Origin of the sequence: Rhodanobacter sp. C06 (assembly GCF_002001105.1) — a bacterium.
GTDB lineage: Bacteria > Pseudomonadota > Gammaproteobacteria > Xanthomonadales > Rhodanobacteraceae > Rhodanobacter_A.
Genome location: NZ_MUNP01000036.1, coordinates 21806 through 38884, shown reverse-complemented (window position 1 = coordinate 38884; position 17079 = coordinate 21806). Strand labels below are relative to the sequence as shown.

General features: G+C 71.1%; 13 protein-coding genes. 3 read left to right on the top strand and 10 right to left on the bottom strand.

The window, feature by feature from the left end; translation table 11 throughout:
- Positions 1-58: 58 nt before the first annotated feature.
- From B0E52_RS04705 to B0E52_RS04695, 3 genes are read left to right on the top strand one after another with little or no spacing between them, the layout of a single operon-like run.
- Positions 59-1369: an outer membrane beta-barrel protein gene (locus B0E52_RS04705; protein WP_077482231.1), complete on the top strand. Its 1311-nt coding sequence runs from the start codon at positions 59-61 to the stop codon at positions 1367-1369.
- Positions 1366-2139, top strand: a complete 774-nt coding sequence (locus B0E52_RS04700) for an alpha/beta hydrolase (RefSeq protein ID WP_077482230.1) — start codon at positions 1366-1368, stop codon at positions 2137-2139. The genes B0E52_RS04705 and B0E52_RS04700 overlap by 4 nt, the downstream gene beginning before the upstream one ends.
- Positions 2136-2948 carry an alpha/beta fold hydrolase gene (locus B0E52_RS04695; RefSeq protein WP_254426705.1) on the top strand — a complete coding sequence of 271 codons (813 nt, stop codon included), beginning with the start codon at positions 2136-2138 and terminating at the stop codon, positions 2946-2948. Before B0E52_RS04700 ends, B0E52_RS04695 begins: the two co-directional genes overlap by 4 nt.
- Before the next feature lies 1 nt (position 2949).
- Here the strand turns inward: B0E52_RS04695 and B0E52_RS04690 are convergent, their stop codons facing one another.
- The 10 genes from B0E52_RS04690 to B0E52_RS04645 form a co-directional block, all read right to left on the bottom strand.
- Positions 2950-4152 carry a hypothetical protein gene (locus tag B0E52_RS04690; RefSeq protein WP_077482228.1) on the bottom strand — a complete coding sequence of 401 codons (1203 nt, stop codon included), beginning with the start codon at positions 4150-4152 and terminating at the stop codon, positions 2950-2952.
- Positions 4149-5318, bottom strand: a complete 1170-nt coding sequence (locus tag B0E52_RS04685; protein WP_077482227.1) for a glycosyltransferase family 4 protein — start codon at positions 5316-5318, stop codon at positions 4149-4151. Before B0E52_RS04685 ends, B0E52_RS04690 begins: the two co-directional genes overlap by 4 nt.
- Entirely contained in the window at positions 5315-5956 is a 642-nt protein-coding gene (locus tag B0E52_RS04680; RefSeq protein WP_077482226.1) for a polysaccharide deacetylase family protein, read from the bottom strand. Before B0E52_RS04680 ends, B0E52_RS04685 begins: the two co-directional genes overlap by 4 nt.
- The gene (locus B0E52_RS04675) at positions 5953-7125 is read right to left on the bottom strand and encodes a glycosyltransferase (protein WP_077482225.1); all 1173 of its coding nucleotides are present in this window, start codon (positions 7123-7125) and stop codon (positions 5953-5955) included. The genes B0E52_RS04680 and B0E52_RS04675 overlap by 4 nt, the downstream gene beginning before the upstream one ends.
- Positions 7122-8237, bottom strand: a complete 1116-nt coding sequence (locus B0E52_RS04670; protein WP_077482224.1) for a glycosyltransferase — start codon at positions 8235-8237, stop codon at positions 7122-7124. The genes B0E52_RS04675 and B0E52_RS04670 overlap by 4 nt, the downstream gene beginning before the upstream one ends.
- A gap of 8 nt (positions 8238-8245) precedes the next feature.
- On the bottom strand, positions 8246-9604 hold the full coding sequence (locus tag B0E52_RS04665; protein ID WP_077482223.1) for a phenylacetate--CoA ligase family protein: 1359 nt from the start codon (positions 9602-9604) through the stop codon (positions 8246-8248).
- A complete protein-coding gene (locus B0E52_RS04660; protein WP_077482222.1) occupies positions 9601-11151 on the bottom strand; it encodes an oligosaccharide flippase family protein in 1551 nt (516 codons plus the stop codon). The genes B0E52_RS04665 and B0E52_RS04660 overlap by 4 nt, the downstream gene beginning before the upstream one ends.
- Before the next feature lie 10 nt (positions 11152-11161).
- Complete coding sequence (locus tag B0E52_RS04655; RefSeq protein WP_077482309.1) at positions 11162-12598, bottom strand: O-antigen ligase family protein; 1437 nt, start codon at positions 12596-12598, stop codon at positions 11162-11164.
- A gap of 76 nt (positions 12599-12674) precedes the next feature.
- The gene (locus tag B0E52_RS04650; protein ID WP_254426704.1) at positions 12675-13757 is read right to left on the bottom strand and encodes a glycosyltransferase family 2 protein; all 1083 of its coding nucleotides are present in this window, start codon (positions 13755-13757) and stop codon (positions 12675-12677) included.
- Between the two features lie 28 nt (positions 13758-13785).
- Positions 13786-16995, bottom strand: a complete 3210-nt coding sequence (locus B0E52_RS04645) for a non-ribosomal peptide synthetase (RefSeq protein ID WP_168174122.1) — start codon at positions 16993-16995, stop codon at positions 13786-13788.
- Positions 16996-17079: the final 84 nt, after the last annotated feature.

Below are 17079 nucleotides of genomic sequence, written 5' to 3'. Positions count from 1 at the left end.
GCCCCGGCAACGCCGCGGGCGGAGGTCGTCACCGCGTCATCCATCGCAGGAGGCATCCATGTCCTCATCCACCCGGCTTGCCCGCGCCATCTCGCTGGCGCTGGCGATCGTCGCCACCCCGGCGCTCGCCGGCCAGTTCGACTACTCGTTCTACGGCGGCGTCGAACACAGCGACAACATCAACCTCAGCGCCACGGCGCCGGTGAGCCAGTGGGTGCTGATCCCCGGCTTCGGCTTCGACTACGCGCAACAGGGCGCCACGCTGCAGGCCCACGTGACCGGCGCAGCGGAATACCGCGACTACATGGGCGGCCCCTACGCGAACCAGAAGCTCGGCGAACTCGCCGGCCTGGCGAACTGGACCGTGCTGCCGGAGCGGCTGGATTTCACGGCGCAGGACTACGCCAGCGTGCAGCCGGTTTCCACGCTGTCCAGCGATGCGCCGGGCAACCAGCAGCAGACCAATGTGCTCACGGTGGGCCCGACCCTGCATTTCGACCTGGGCTCCGCGCTGCGCGGCCAGGCGGAGCTGCGCTACGTCAACAGCCGCGCCTCGCGCACCACCGAGTTCAATTCCTCGCGCGGCGAGGCAGCGCTGCGGCTGATGCGCGACATCTCGCCGACCAGCCAGCTCTCGCTCAACCTGGAGTCGCAGAAAGTCAATTTCGACGACAGCGGCGAGATCGACTACCGCCGTGACGAGGCGTTCGTGCGCTACGTGCGCAAGCTCGCGCACCTGGATCTCGACGTGGCCGCGGGCTGGTCGCGGATCCGCCTGAACGACGGCCTGGGGTCGGCCTCCGACCCGCTGGTGCGTGCCAGTCTCAGCTGGCATGCGAGCGCCCGCAACACGTTCGGGGTTTCCTTCACGCGCAGCTATTCGGATGCCGCGCAGGACCTGATCAATCTGGTCGAGCCGGCGGAGACCGGCACGCGGGTCTCCGCGCCGCTGGGCATCCAGACCGGCGGTGCGGTGATCGGCAGCGGGATCTACCTCGAACGGCGCCTGGACGCCCACTACGACTACAGCGGCGAGCGCTTCACCTTCAGCGTGTCGCCGTGGTACCGCAAGCTGCATTACGTTGAAGGCTTCCAGCCGGACCAGACCGGCCGCGGCGGCGATGTCGGCGTGGACTACCGCCTCAACGCGCGGCTGACGCTCTCGGGCTACGCGAATTACGAGCGGGAGAACTACACCACGCTGGCGCGCCGCGACACCACGACCAACATCGGCGTCGCGCTGCGCCAGCTGATCAACCGCCACTGGAGCTGGCGCTTGTCGTTGCTCGATCGCCACCGCACCAGCACCGCGCCGGACAGCGGCTACCGTGCGAAGGAAGTCTATTTGGGAGTTGTCTACCAGCGATGACGCCGGCATCGGAACCCTGCCAGTTCGGACGCGATGGAGCGCTGATCGGGATGTACCACGGCGTGGCCGGCCATGCGCCGGTGGGCATGCTGCTGTGCCCGCCGCTGGGCCAGATGCTGCTGCGCACACATCGCGTCTATCGTCAGCTGGCCAGCGGGCTGGCCGCGCGCGGCATCGGCGTGCTGCGTTTCGACTACCACGGCACCGGCGACTCGGCCGGCGACAGCCTCGCACTGGACTGGCAGCACTGCCTGGCCGACATCCGCAGCGCGGCGGCCGAACTGCGCGTGCGCAGCGGTTGCGCCACGGTGGTCGGCTTCGGCGCGCAGCTGGGCGGCAGTCTCGCACTGGCGGGAGCGGCGACGACGGGCTTCGCGCGGCTGATCCTGTGGGATCCGGTGCTGGACGGTGCCCGTCACGTGGCCGAGCTCGACGCCGGGCAGGAAGCGCTGCGCAACGATCCGCTGCACTACGCCCGGCCACGCGGCGTGGAGGAGGCGGCCGGGCAATGGCTGGGTTTCCCGGTCAGCGCGCAGTGGCGCGCGCAGCTGGCCGGCTGGCGCGCCGAGCCCGCGCGGGTGCCCACCCTGATCCTCGATTCGCGTCCCGAACCGGTGGCCGGCGGCTGGTCGCCATTGGCCGAGGCCGGCGCGCGCGTGCTCGCCATGCCGGTGAGCACGGACTGGAGCGACCTGCACCGGCTGGAGCATGCGATCCTCGCCCCCGACCTGCTGCGCATGGTGGGCGCGGCGCTGGAACCGGCCGCATGATGGCGGAGCGTGCCTTCCGCTTCGGTCGCGCCCGTCACCTGGTCGGCATCGCCGGTCTGCCGCCCGTGGCGCGCGGCACGGTAGGCGTGATCGTGCTCAACACCGGCCTGATGCATCGCGTCGGCCCGTTCCGCCTGCACGTGGACCTGACCCGCCGGCTCAATGCGCTCGGCTATCCCACCCTGCGCTTCGACCTGTCCACCATGGGCGACAGCGGCGCCAGCGCGGAAGCGGGCTCGCGCGAGGAGCAGATCCGCGCTGACGTGCGCGATGCCGCCGCGCTGCTTGCGGGCCACGCCGGCTGCACGCGTTTCGTGCTGGTCGGCCTGTGCCGCGGTGCGCAGAGCGCGCACATCGCCTGCAGCGAGGCCGGCGTGGCGGGCGCGGTCTTCCTGGACGGCTACATCTACCGCACCTTCGGCTTCAAGCTGCGTCACTACCTGCCGCGGCTGCTCAGTCCCGCACGCTGGCACGGGTTCCTCGCGCGCAAGCTCCGCCAGGCGGTGGAGCCTGAAGAAGTCACCTTCGGCAGCGTCTATCCACCCCGGGAGCAGGTGCGCGGCGAGCTGGTCGACATGCTGGCGCGCGGGCTGCGGCTCTGCTTCGTCTACAGCGGCGGCATCGGCGAGCAGCTCAACCATCCGCGCCAGTTCCGCGAATGCTACGGCCGCGGCGTGGCCGACCATCCGGCGCTGCACATGGACCTGCTCGACGGCACCGACCACACCTACACACTGCTCTGCGACCGCGAGCGCCTGTTCGGCCACGTCGAAGGCTGGTTGCTGGAGCGATTCCCGCCGACAGGCTGAACTATTCCGCCACCTCGCGGGCGGCGGATGCCGTCCCGGCACGCGTGCGGTGCGGCGGTGGCGGCAGCTCGTAGTCGCGCCAGTCGCCCGGATTGCCGCTCTTGCCGGCCTCGGCGGCCTTGATGATGTTGTACATCTCGCGCGCGGTGACGTAGTGCAGCACGTGGTGGGTGCCGTCGTTGTACGCACGCTCCAGGTGCGCATGCATGCGCTCGGCCGCCTCGCCCAGCAAGGTGTCCATGTCGCGCTCCTGGGTGCCGTGGGTGTGCACCTTCACGAAGATCCACTCGGGCCGGCCTTCGACGTGGATGCCGGTGCGCACCCAGTGGTCCACGCGCGCCGGGGTGGGCGGACAGCCGCGGCGCACGTCGGCGTTCTCGATGCGCGGCACCAGGCCCAGCCGGCGTTCGCGCCAGTTCAGGCCAAGCGGACCCTGCACGATCATCAGGTCGCCCGAAGGCGTGCCGCCCACGCGCACCGGCACGCCGGTGTCGTGCGACTTCGGGCGTGCGGGATCGTCGGTGGCGTAGTAGATGCTGTTGACCGTACGCGTCTGCGTCTCGCTGGGCGCGGAGGGCAGGGTGAAGTCGGCGTAGCAACCCAGTTCGCGCAGCAGGATCAGCTCGTTGTTGATCCCGCACCAGCGGCCGTCCGCGCGCGAGTTGTCCAGGCACCAGTTGCCGTGGATGAAACCGAAGCGCAGCTGGCCGGTCTGCGGGTCGCGCGGCAGCGCGCCGTGGCGTTCGTGCAGCAGCTTGTTGAAGCGGGCGATGGTGGCGGTGAAGTTTTCCGGGGTGTCGTTGTCGTGGTGCAGGTGGATCTCGATCTCGCCGTAGCCGTCGGCGCAAAGCGCGGCCAGCTTGTCCAGGTGTTCGTCGACGTATTCCTCTTCGGGGTAGAAGAAGCTGTGCTGCGGCGGACGGCCGTCGGCGTCGCGGTGGCGGTCGGCCAGCGCGCGGTAGTCGCGGCACCAGCGGTCGACGCGGGCGCGCTGGGTGGCGAGGTCGACGCAGCCCCAGTTCGGCTCGAAATGGTCGACGAACGCGAACATCACGTGCACCGGCCCGTGGGTCGGGCGCGGTGGCAGGCGCCGGCGCAGGTAGTTGCCCAGCCAGATCTGCATGTGGCGCGCGCGGATCGCCAGCGCCACGACCACGGCGCCCAGCAGCACCAGCACGGCAAGAACGACGAGTGCGACGGTCATGGCTGCACCTCCGGCAGCAGGCCGAGCAGCTGCTCGGCGTTGTTGCGCCACTGGCGCTCGCGCACGATGTACTCGCGCGCGGCCGCGCCGACGCGGCGGCGTTCCTCGGGCTGCATGGCCAGCTCCAGTACGCGCTGCACGCAGGCCTGCAACTGCCGTTGCGGAAACAGCCAGCCGGTGCGACCGTCGCCGACCACCTCGGCCACCGGCGCGTAGTCGGGGGCGACCATGGCCACTCCCATCGCCATGAACTCGAACAGCTTCACCGGCGAGCCGTAGTGGTTGGAGTCGGGCAGCACCGCGTAGTCCATGCAGGCGATCCAGGAGGGTATCTCGGCGTGCGACACGCGGCCGGGCAGCAGGATGCGGTCGGCCAGGCCGCGCGCCTGCACCAGCGCGCGCACCTCGGGCAGGCTGCGGCCGTCGCCGACCAGCAGCAGCACCAGGTCCGGTGCCTCGGCCAGCCGCGCGGCGACCGCCTCGACGAAGCCGTTGACGCCGTGCCAGTGCACGAACGCGCCGACGTAGCCGCACACCACGCGTCCCGCCACGCCGCGCTCGGTGCGCAGGCGTTCGCGGTCGTGGAGCCCGGGATCGAAGCGGGCAAGGTCGGCCGCGTTCGGCGAGACCACCGAGGGCGCGATGTCGCCATAGGCGGCCGCGGCCTGCTGCTGGAACCAGTTGGAGATGAACACCAGTCCGGTCGCCTCGCGCAGGCACCAGCGTTCGATGCGCCGCGCCAGCGATTTCAGCCGAAGCGGGCGCACCCGCTCGACCAGTGCCGAGTCGTTGATCTCCAGGATCACGGGCATGCCGCGCCGCCGTGCCAGCCACACGGTGGCGCACAGGAACAGCGAATAGCGCTCGTAGACGAGCTGCGGCCGGAGCCGCGCGAATGCGCTTCGCATGCGCACGAGGGTGACCAGGTTGTAGCCCAGCTCCAGCGCCTCGAACAGCACGCCCGGCATGCGCGAAACGATGGCGGCGAGTCCGCCGCGCCGCTTCGTCCGCGCGGCGCCGGCAGCCGGCTCCTGCTCCGGGTCCGCGCCGGGGAAGGACAGCACGCTGACCTCGTGGCCCAGCGCACGCAGCGCGCCGACCACGCCGCGGATGTGCACGCCCTCGACGTCGCGCCCGCGGGTGCGGTGGTGGTAGAGGATCCTCATGCGGCCACCGCCGGCAGCGCGCGCAGGCTGCGGCCGGTGGTGCGCCAGGCTGGCAGCAGGTGCGCGAGGATCTGCGCCGCGCAGTCGCTGTCGTCGTGCATCAGCAGCACGTCGCCGTCGACCGGCGGTCGCTGCAGCAGCCGCGCGGCCAGCTCATCGGGCGGCTGCGGCTGGTAATCCAGGCTGTCGTAGGACCAGTAGGCCAGGTTGCGTCCGCGCCGCGCGAAGGCCAGCAGCAGCGGCAGCGACACCACGCCGCGCGGCGGCCGGAAGCGGTGCGGGCCGGAACGGTCGAAATCCGCCAGCAGACGGTCGGTGCGCTCCACCTCGTCCAGCTGCTCGCGCAGTCTGAGCCGGTGGAACAGCGGGTGGCTGTACGAGTGATTGCCCAGGGTGTGGCCCTCCGCCACGATGCGTTCGACCAGCGCGGGGTGCTGCTCGATGCGCTGGCCGACCAGGAAGAAGCTCGCCCGCGCGTCGTGCCGGGCCAGCAGGTCCAGCAGCCGGGGCGTGTGCTCCGGATGCGGGCCGTCGTCGAAGCTGAGGTAGAGCGCGCCCGGCTCGCGCGGGCCGCGCACCAGCACCAGGCGTTCGGGCAGCAGGCCAAGCACTTGCTGTCGCGTGGGCCGGATCCTCACCGCAGCACCTCAGCCACGGCCTCGTTGCGTGCCGCCTGCCGCATGATCGCATCCAACTGGTCGATGTTGCTGTCCCAGCTGAAGCCGTGCGCGTGCTCCGCGATGGCGGCGTGGTCCCAGGCCTGCGCCGCCGCTTGCGCCAGCGCGTCGGCGAGCGCGGCGCGGTCGCCCAGCTCCACGAGCCGGCCGGCGTGTGCAGGCACCACCTCGGGAATGCCGCCCACCCGCGTGGCCACCACCGGCGTGCCGCAGGCCATCGCCTCCAGCACCACGTTGGGCACGCCTTCGTTGTGGCTGGGCAGGCACAGCAGGTCGGCGGCGCGGAACCAGTCGGGCAGCGCCGCGTGGGGTATCGCGCCGACCAGGCGCACGCGCGCAGCCAGGCCTGGCGCCTGCGCACGCGCGACCAGCACGGCGCGACAAGCGCCCTCGCCCACGTACACCAACTGCGCCTGCGGACATGAGGCCGCCATCGTCGCGAAGGCTTCCAGCAGATCGAGGCAGCCTTTGCTCTCCTTCAGGTTGCCGACGTAGAGCAGCAATGGGTCGGCAGCGATGTCCAGGCCGAGCCGCTTGCGTGCATCCGCCTTGTCTCCGGGGGCGAAGCGCGCAGCATCGACGCCGTTGTAGATCGCGTGCACGCGCGCTGGGTCCGCGCCCAGCGCCACCGCCTTGCCGGCCAGCGCGCGGCTCACCGCCACCACCGCGGCGGCGCCACGCAGGCTCGCGGCGATCTGCGGCCGGCGCAGCGCGTGCGTGGCCTGTACGTTGAGGTCGCTGCCGTGCACCTTCACCACGTAGGGAATGCCGAGCAGGCGCGCCAGCCAGCCGGCACCCACCGCATCGGGGTAGGCCCAGCTCGCGAGGATGCCGTCGTAACCGGCCGTGCGCAGCCGCCAGCCGCGCTGCAGCAGCAGCGACAGCAGCCAGCAGGCGGCGTGCAGCGCACGGCCGAAGCGCGGCGGGTAGACGAACACGAAATGATCGGTGCGCAGGCCCGGTACCCGCACCTCGCCGCGCCGGCCGCGCAGACGCTCGCGGAAATCCACCGCGGTGAGCACGTGCAACTCGTGGCGCCGGCCCAGGCGTTCGAACTGCTGGCGGTTGAACGCGCCGCGCAGCGGATCCCAGGGCGTCGGGAACAGGTTGGTGAGCACCAGCAGCTTCATGCGGCCGGCTCCCGCGACTCGTACAGCGCGGCGTAGCGCGCCGCCATCGCCTCGAGCGAGCCGCGCGTCTCCATCATCGCGCGGGCGGCCGCGCCGCAGCTCGCGGCGCGCTGCGGATCGCGCAGCAGGTCGAGGATCGCCTGCGCCAGCGCATCGGCGTCGCGCGCCGGCACGATGCGGCCGGTGACGCCGTGTTGCACGATCTCGCGGTTGCCGCCGACGTCGGTGGCCACGATCGGCAGCGCGGTGGCGGAGGCTTCCAGCAGCGCCATCGAGTAGCCCTCGCTCACCGAGGAGAGTACGAACACGTCCAGCCCCTGCAGCAGCTCGCGCACGTCGCTGCGGTCGCCGAGGAAATGCACCGCGTCGGCGAGGCCCTCGTCGCGCGCGCAGGCTTCCAGCTCGGGCCGCAGCAGGCCGTCGCCGACCAGCAGCAGCGCGCTGTCCGCCTGCTGGTCGTGCACGCGGCGAAACGCGCGGATCAGGCTGGCCTGGTCCTTGGCCCAGTTGAGCCGCCCCACCGTGCCGATCAGGCGCGTCTGCGGCGACAGCGCTAGCGCCTGGTGCAAGCGCTCGCGCGCGGCCGGCGAGACGGTCGCGAATTCCTGCACGCGCAAGCCGTTCGGCACCACGCGCAGCTTGCGGCGCGGCACCAGGCCATGCTCGATCGCGCCGTTGCACGCCGCTTCGCAGACCATCGCCACCGCGTCGGTGCGCGCCAGGCTGGCGCGATAGAGCATTTCCGCGCGGTTCCAGCGTTGCATGCCGCCCATGCCGTGGCGGGTGTTGACGACCTTTCCCACGCCCAGGCCGAGGCTGGCCAGCACCGCCAGGTAATGTGCCACCGCGTTGTGGCTGTGCAGCACGTCGGTGTGGTGGGCGCGGATCAGCTGGCGCACCTGTGACAGCGCCTTGATGTCGAAGCCCCTGCGCTTGTGGCAGGCATGCACCGGAATGCCCGCGGCATCCAGCTCGTGCGCCAGCGTGCCGCGTTCGAACAGGCATACCACCTGGCAGTGGTGGCCTTGTTGCTGCTGCAGCTTGACCAGGTCGAGCACGACGCGTTCCAGTCCTCCGCGGTTCAAGTTTTCCACGACATGGGTGATGTTCATTGGTGCATTCAGGAGGAGGAAGGGGGAAGGGCGGAGACGGTGACGCGCAGCTTGCCGCTGGGCGTCAGGGGAAGATCGTCGACGATCCGGCACTCGAGCGCGACGCTGTCGCCGACCACCTTCGCCAGCTCGCGGCGGATCCAGGCCATCGCGGCGTCGTCGAAGCGTTCGTCGCAGACCAGCGCCAGTTCGAGCCGGTCGAGCCGGCGCTGCACCAGCTGGAAGCGGCGCAGGCCCGGCACGTCCTTGAGCATGTGCGGAAAGAACTCGCCGGGCAGCAGGTGGCCGTCCGGCGTGCGGATCGCATCCAGCTTGCGGCCGTCCACGTGCGCCAGCAGCGGCAGGCCGCGTCCACACGGGCAGGTTTCCGTGCCGGCCGTGGCCAGGTCGCCGTTGGCATAGCGCAGCAACGGCATGCCGTAGTTGGAAAGGTCGGTGAGCAGCACCTCGCCACTGGCGCCGCTCGTCGCCGCGCCATGTAGCTCCACCACCAGGTGATCGGCATTGACGTGCAGGCCGTGCCGCCGTTCGCACTCGGACGCGATCAGCATCACCTCGCGGCAGCCGTAGGTGTTGTAGGCCGGGCAACCGAACGCACGCTCGATCAGTTCGCGCTGGAAATCGTGCAACGCCTCGGCCGCGCCCAGCACCGCGGCCGGCGGCCGCGCCAGCGTGCGGCGGTTGTCCAGCAGCCATTGCGCCAGGCGTACCAGCGGGCCGACATAGCCCACGATCACCTCGGGCCGGTAGGCGTCGATGGCGTCGGCGTATTCGCCGAGGTTGGCGTCGGTCATGTGGAAGCTGTTGAGCATGCGTCGCGCGAACGCCGCGTGGTACAGCCGATCCTTGAACTGGTGCAGGCGCCGCGGCTCGCCCACCGCGCCGCCCCAGACGTACAGCGTGCGCCGGCCCATGCGCGCGCCGGCCCAGCCGTAGCCGCGCCACATCACCGCGGTGCGCCGCTCGTTGCTCTCGCGGGTGTAGCCGAAGCGCATCGGCTGACCGGTGGAGCCGCCGGTGGCCTTGTACAGGAGCCGGTCGTGCCAGCCGTCGGCCTTGAACTCGTCGAAGTGCGCGCGGATCTCGTCCTTGCCCAGCACCGGCAGGCGCGCGTAGTCGTCGAGGCTGCGGATGTCCGCCGCCGCGATGCCGAGCTCGCGCCAGCGCCGGCGATACCAGGGCACGTGCTGCTCGCAGTGCCGCAGCAGGCGCTGCAGGCGCTCCAGCTGCAGGGCGCGGAGCTGTTCGGGCGCCAGCCACTGGTCGCGCTCGTAGCCGGCGAGCCAGTCCAGCGTGCAGCGTCGGCGCAAGCCGGATTCGTAGGCCGGGTAGAGCACCCGGCGGAACAGGTGTTCGTAGACGCTCATGAGTGCTGCCCCGCGCGCGCGCCGGACCACGCCAGCAGGCGCCCCAGCAGCAGCGGCCGACCCGCCGCGAAGCGCTGGTGCAGGCCTTTCAGCTGCTCGATGTCCGCGCCCGTCCAGCAGCGCAGCCACAGCGTGAGCGGCAAATATGCCGCGACCAGCAGCGGACCGCCAAGCAGCAACGTGAACAGCGGTGGCAGGCGCAGCGGCAGCACCAGCGAGGCAACGGCGCCGGCCAGCGCGGCGGCCAGCAGGATGCGTCCGAGCCGGCGCCATTCCAGCGGCACGCCCCCCACGCGCATACCCAGCAGCACGTAGGCCGAGGAGCTGACCACCGCGGCGATCACGATCGCCGCCATCGCTCCGTGCAGCCCGAAATGCCGGACCAGGGTCACGTCCACGCCGATCTTGAACACGCCGAACAGCAGGGTGAGCGCGAGGATCACGTGCTGACGGTCGGCGCTTACCAGCAGGCTGGTCGCGCCCTGCGCCGAGGTATTCAGCGCGCTGGCCAGCATGCACAGCGCGAACACCGGCGCGGCGGCGGCATAGGCCGGCCCGTACAGCAGTCCGATCACCGCGGCGGCGAAGCAGGCCCCGAACACCACCACCGGCGCGCCGAGCAAAGCCAGGTACGAAGTCACCGCCACGAAGCGACGCCCACCCGCGGCGCGCCCCTCGCTCAGCGCCTTCGCCATCATCGGCAGCAGCACCGCGCTGAACACTCCCGGCACCAGCAGCATGATGCCGCTGGCCAGCTGGTAGGCCACCTTGAAGTAGCCCGCCGCGGTGGCGCTGGCGAACATGTTGAGGAACAGGATCTCCACGTCGCTGGCGATCAGGAAGCTCACGATGATGGTCAGCGAGACGATGCGCAGGTGCCGGCGGATGCGCCGCAGCAGTTCGCCCGGCAGATCGCCGCGGCGCGGCAGCGGCGCCAGCAGCCGACGCACCTGGTGCTGCGAGGCGAGCAGGAACACCGCGCTGGAGATCGCGTACATCACCACGAACCAGAGGATGTCGCCGTGCAGCAGCATCGCGGCGACCACCAGCGCCAGGTTGGTCGGCGCCGCCACCAGGGTGATCCGCGCGGTGGCGTCGAAGGCCTCGAAGCCTTTCGCGATCGCCACGTTGAACATGTACGGCGCGCGCATGCCCACCGCGGCCGCGAGCATCACGAATTCCAGCAGGTCCAGCTCGGCGGCGTAGCGCCGCCCGAGCAGCAGGTACAGACCCAGGCCCAGGCCGAGCACCACCAGCAGGTGCCAGCGCTGCACCCTGCGCATGTAGGCGAGCAGCGGCCGGATCAGCTCGGGTTGCCGGCTGCCGCGCAACTCCGCCACGAACTTGATCACGCCGGTGGTGATGCCCGAATTGGTCACCACGATACCGATCGCCGCGAACCAGATGAACAGGCCGTAGATGCCGTAATGGCGTGGCCCCAGGTGACGCGCGATCAGCACCGCGCAGACCATGCCGAGGAAATACTCGACGTAGATCCCCAGCGAGGAGAACAGCGTGTTGCGCAGGGTGAGCGAGCGTGGGGTCATGAGCGTGGGGTCATGGCATTCGCAGCAGCACGGCCACCAGCACGTAGAGCGCCGCGATGACCATCAGCGAGATCGGCAGCCAGCGCCAGCCGCTGGCCGAGAGAGTGAAACGCGGCAGCGTGTCGTGGCGTTTACGCAGGCTGGCGTAGTGGCCCACCACGATCGCGGCCAGCGTGTAGAGCATGATGTTGTAGCTGCGGCTGAGGAAGAACGCGGCGGTGAAGAAGCCGCACAGCGCGCAGAACAGGGTCAGCGACAGCGCCTGTTCGGCGCGGTCCTGGCGCTGTTGCGCCGCGGTGTCCGCGCGGTCCGCCGCAGTCCCCGCGCCAGTTGCCACGACGGCGGCCGGCCCGCGCACGACGGTGGTCCGGCGCTGCTCCGCGTCAGCGCCGGCGGGCAGCGCCCGCACCAGCGCCAGGCGTGCCTGCGGGCGTGCCGCCACCACATGCGCGACCGCGACCTGAGCCGCCTGCGCCAGCCCCGCCTGCAGGCGCAGCAGGCGCCACATCATCCAGAAGCCGTAGCCGACGAAGGCCAGCCAGGTCACGAAGCCCAGGAAGCCGGTCTCGGCCAGCACCAGCACGAAGGAGTTGTGTGCGGTCAGCCTGTTGTAGTCGGTGAAGTTGCCGAAGCCCACGCCGAACAGCGGGTGCGTCTTGAACATGTCGAAGCCTTCGTACCACGCGTCCACGCGACCGAAGGCGGACTCTTCGTCCGGGTCGAGGTCGTTCATGCGCGTGGACGGCAGCAGCGTCAGCCCGACCAGGCCGGCGAAGCTCAGCGAGCCGGCGGTGAGCAGCCCGCGCTTCTGCCACAGCCAGATCGCGCCCATCATCAGTACCGCCAGCTGGGTGCCGCGCGACTTGGTCAGGTAAATCCCGGCCAGCAGCAGCACGATGCCGGCGCGCCAGAACCAGCGGCCGAGGAAGCCGGCGCGCGCGGCCACGCAGAACAGCATCGGCAGCGCCATCACGAACAGCAGGCCGAGATCGTTGGGATCGTTGAAGATGCCCACGTAGCGGATGCGCCCGTCCTCGCCCAGGGTCATGCCGGTCCAGCCGACGCCGTGGCTGGCCTGCTGCACGCTGTGCAAGGCCAGCACCATCGCGCACAGCCCGATCACCGCGAAGGTGGCGGCGGTGCGGCGCGGGTCGTCGATGGCGCTCGCCAGCACGAAGAACACGATCAGCGACGGCCCCATCTGTTCGATCACGTACTGCATGCCGCCGGCCCAGCCGGTGACCACCTCCGAGGCCATCGCGATCAGCACGAACAGCGGCAGCAGCAGGAACTGCGGCGCGCCGGGCGTGCGCGCACCACGCAGCAGCCAGCCGATGAAGGCCAGCAGCAGGGTCAGCGACATCACCGGCAGGCCCGCCATGCCGGGCAGGAAGTCCTGCGGCCGGACGATCGCGAAAGCGAGGTAGACGAGGATCAGCAGGAACATGCGCACCACTCCCCGCAGGCGCCCGCAGGCGCGCCGTTGCATGCCGCCGAAGGGGTGCATCGAACGGGCCACTGGATCACCACAGGTGCAGCCTCCGGTTGCGCGCGAACGCCAGCAGCGCCTGCGCGGCGAACAGGTTGAGATAGCAGAACGCGGTCAGCAGCCGCACGGGCTGGCGCCCGCCCAGCGTCGGCAGCAGGCGTCCGGCCACCACCGCGGCGAGTGCCGCGAGCAGCCCCAGCGCGGTCGCCGCGAACAGCGCATGCCGCGTCGCCAGCAGCGTTGCCGAGAGCGCCAGCGCCAGCAGCAGCCACGGCGCCAGCAGGCGCAGCAGCTTGTGGCTGACGAAGCGGAACCACAGCGGGTTGCGCCACGGCAGCAGCAGCCACGGCGCCAGCTGCACCAGCTGGTAGTTGCCGGCCAGCGTACGGATCTTGCGGCGCTGCTCCTCGCGCGGCTGCTGCGAACTGCCGTCCCAGGCCACCGCGGCCGGCTCGTACACCACGCGCAGCCCGGCCGCGGCCACCTGCATCGGCACCAGTACGTCGTCCAGCACGGTGCCCGCCGGCAGCGGAAGGAACAACGCGCGGCGCATCGCGTACAGCGCGCCGCTGACGCCGATCACCGAGCCGGAGCGGCTTTCGCTGGCGCGGATCAGCGTCTCGTAGCGCCAGTACGCATCGATGCCGCGGGCGAAGCCGGTGTGCGCGTCGAACAGGCGCAGCTGGCCGCCGACCGCGCCCACCTGCGCATCGCCCAGGTTCGCCACCAGCTGGCGCAGCGCGTCCGGCTCCAGCCGCTGGCGCACGTCGGTCATTAGCAGCACCTCGCCGCGCGCCTCGGCCACCGCGTCGTTGAGGCAGGCCGCCTTGCCGCGTCGTTCGGCAAACTCCAGCACGCGGATGCGCGGATCGCCGAGCGCGCGGGCACGCGCCGCGGTGTCGTCGCGGCAGCCATCGCAGGCCACCACGATGTCGAGCCGTTCCGCCGGATAGTCCAGGGCGAGCAGGCCTTCGAGCTTGGCGCGCACGTGCGCGGCGCCGTCGTGCACGGCGAGCACCGCGGTGACGCGCGGTGTCCATGCGCGCCGTTGCACCGGGCGCGGCCTCCAGCGCGCCAGCGCGGCGACCCACAGCGGATAGCCGGCGAAGACGTGCACGAGGGCAAGCGCCGATATCGCAAAGACTTCACTGGCAAAGCCAATCAAGGCCATCCCCCCACCATGTTTTGTCCATGACGAACCACAGGCCCATCCCGAACCAGCGATGCAGCCGCAGCAGCAGCGGCAATCGCGGCGCGTCTTTCGCCTTTTCGGGCAATTCGCGGGCCAGCATCGCCAGCGTGCCGGAGGCCACGTCGATCAGCTGCAGTCGCACCGAAGTCTCCCGCTGCACGCGCGCCACGAATTCCGCCGCCAGCAGCGAGTGGCCGCCCAGGTCGAAGAAGCTGTCGTTGGCGCCCACCTGTTCCACGCCGATCAGTTCGCGCCAGATCGTGGCGAGATAGGCCTGGCGCGGATCGGTCAGTCCACCTGCTTGCGTCCGCACGCCGCGCCGCGCGGCCGCGGATGGTGGTGGCAGGGCCTTGCGGTCGATCTTGCCGTTCAGTGTCTTCGGCAGCGCGTCCAGCCGCTCGATGTGCTGTGGCTGCATGTAGACGGGCAGCTTCTGATGCAGGCGGGCGCGCAGGCGCTCGGTCAGGCCATCGTCCACCGCCGCGGCCACGTACAGCACCAGGCGCAGGTCGTTGTCGCCGAAGCTGCGTGCCACCGCCACGCACTCGCGCACGCCCGGCTCGGCGGCGGCCGCCACCTCGATGTCGCCCGGCTCGATGCGGTAGCCGCGGATCTTGATCTGGTCGTCCGCGCGGCCGCTGAAGTGCAGCTGGCCGTCGCGCCAGCAGCCGCGGTCGCCGGTGCGGTACATGCGGCCGCCGGCGAAGGGGTCGTCGACGAAGCGCTCGGCGCTGAGGTCGGGGCGGTTGAGGTAGCCGTCGGCCACGCCATCGCCGGCGATCCAGATCTCGCCGACGACGCCCGGCGGCTGCGGCTGGCCGCGCTCGTCCAGCACGTAGATGCGGGTGTTGGCGATCGGCCTGCCGAGCGGGATCGGCTCCATGCCCGGTTCGATGCGCGCCACCGAGGACCAGATCGTGGTCTCGGTGGGGCCGTACAGGTTCCACAATTCGCGGCAGCGCCCGACCAGCGAGCGCGCCAGCGCCAGCGGCATCGCCTCGCCGCCGACGAACAGGCGCAGTCCGCGCACCACGTCCTCGCGGCCGATGCCTTGCAGCAGGCGCAGCAGGGAGGGCGTGGTCTGCAGCACCGTGCAGCCGCTGTTCGCCATCAGTTCGCACAGTGCCGGCGGGTCGCGATGCTCGGTCTCGGAGGCGATCACCATGCGGCCGCCGACGATCAGCGGCAGGTACAGCTCCAGCCCGGCGATGTCGAACGACAGCGTGGTGACGGCGCACAGCGTGTCGCCGGCGCCATAGCCCGGCTGCTCGCGCATGCCCAGCAGGAAGTTGACCAGGTTGCGGTGCAGGATGCGCACGCCCTTGGGCTGGCCGGTGGAGCCGGAGGTGAACAGCACGTAGGCCAGGTCGTCGCCGCGCACGGGCGGCAGCGGTTGTCCGTCCGCCGGCTCGGCCGCCAGCTCGCCGACCACCAGGCAGCCGCGCCCCTCCGTCAATTCGGGAGGAGGATGCAGGACGGGCGTGACCAGCAGGTAGCGCAGGGCGGCATGCCCGGCCATGTAGCCGAGTCGCTCCTGCGGAAATTCCGGGTCCAGCGGCACGTAGGCGGCACCGCTCTTGAGGATGCCCAGCACGGCGACCAGCATGTCCAGGCTGCGCGGCACGTACACGCCGACCAGATCGCCGCGGCCGATGCCGCGACGGGCCAGCGCCAATGCAAGGGCATCCGTGCGCCGCTCGAGCGTGGCGTAATCCAGCGCTTCGCCGGCGCATTCGGCGGCGATGTTTTCCGGCGTGCGTCGCGCTTGCGCCGCGATCAGCGCCGGCAGCCCCCTGCCGAGGTCGTAGTCGCGCGCGGTGTCGTTCCACGCCTGCAGCACCTGGGCGCGTCCGGCGGCATCGAGCATGGGCAACTCGGCGATCGTCGATGCAGCCGGCGCGGCCGTGCCGGCGAGCGTTTCCAGCAACGTGGCGTAGTGGCCCAGCCAGCGCTGCAGCGTGGCCACGTCGTAGCGCGCGGCCGAGCCGTGCAGGTCGATGCCGAGTGCATCGCCTTCCAGTGCCGCACGTGCGTGCAGCTCGCCCAGCAGCGCCGCGCGGCCGCCGTCGATCACGTGGTGGCGCAGGCCGGCGAAGGCAAACCCGGGCATGCCCGGATCGAACTCGAACGAGACCATGCCGAGGGCCGCTTCCGCACCGCCGTGGTGCAGGCCTAGCGCGCGCAGCAAGCCCATCAGCGTGACCTGGCCGTGCGCATGGACCTCGTGCAGCGCAGCGGCGGTGCGCGCGAGCAATTCCGCGACGCTTTGCCCGGGTTCCACGCGCAGGCGCAGCGGCAGGAAGTGCAGCGGCTCGCCGTGCATGCCGACCGGCACGCCGACGGCGAAGTCGTGCTGCCCGCTCATGCGCATCAGGAAGGCCGCGTAGCCGCCGAGCAGCACGTCGCGCAGCGACAGCCCGCAGTCCTGTGCCAACCGGCGCAAGCCGGCGACCGTCGCCGCAGGTAGCACCCGGCGAGCGTCGACGGCGTCGAATCGCGGCCGTAGCGGCGCCGAACGATCGGTGGGCAGGTTCAGCGGATCGGGCAGGGCGGCCAGGCGTGCGCGCCACCAGGCGAGCGCTTCGGCGGGCACCGCGTCGTCGGGCGACGGCAGGGGCACCGGTGCGAATGCCGGTTCCTGCCCCGCGAGCAGCTCGCCGTAGGTTTGCGCCAGCTCCGCCAGCAGGCGGCCGGTGGCGCGGCGGTCGAGCACCAGTTCGTGGGCGTGCAGCAGCAGGGCATGCCGCTCCTCGCCCAAGCGCAGCAGTTCCAGGCGCAGCAGCGGCGGCACGCACGGATCGAACGGCACGCGCAGACGCGCCTGGACGTGCGCGGCCAGGCGCGCCTCCGCGGCTTCGCCGGCGGAGGAGAAATCGTGCCGCGCCCACGGCAGCGGCAGGTCGTGATGCACGTGCTGCGTGTGGCCGTCGGCGGACGGCTGGATGCGCAGGCCGGCGTGCCGCCGCCACAGCCGGGCGGCAGCCTGTTCCAGCACGGCGACGTGCAAGGGGCCATCCAGCCGAAGCACGGTGAGGTGGGCGAGCGCCAGCGCGGCACCATCGCCGTACTGGCCGGCCAGCCATTTCTCCTTGCGGATTTCGCCCAGCGGAAAGGCGGAGCCGGTCATCGGTTCCGCGTATCGGCCATCAAGACTGTCATTCATGCTGTCCCCTGTTTCGAACAATCCCCTGTCCAACATGCATCGGTCGAAACGGTGTCGTCATTATGGCCATGGCATTTCGGTATG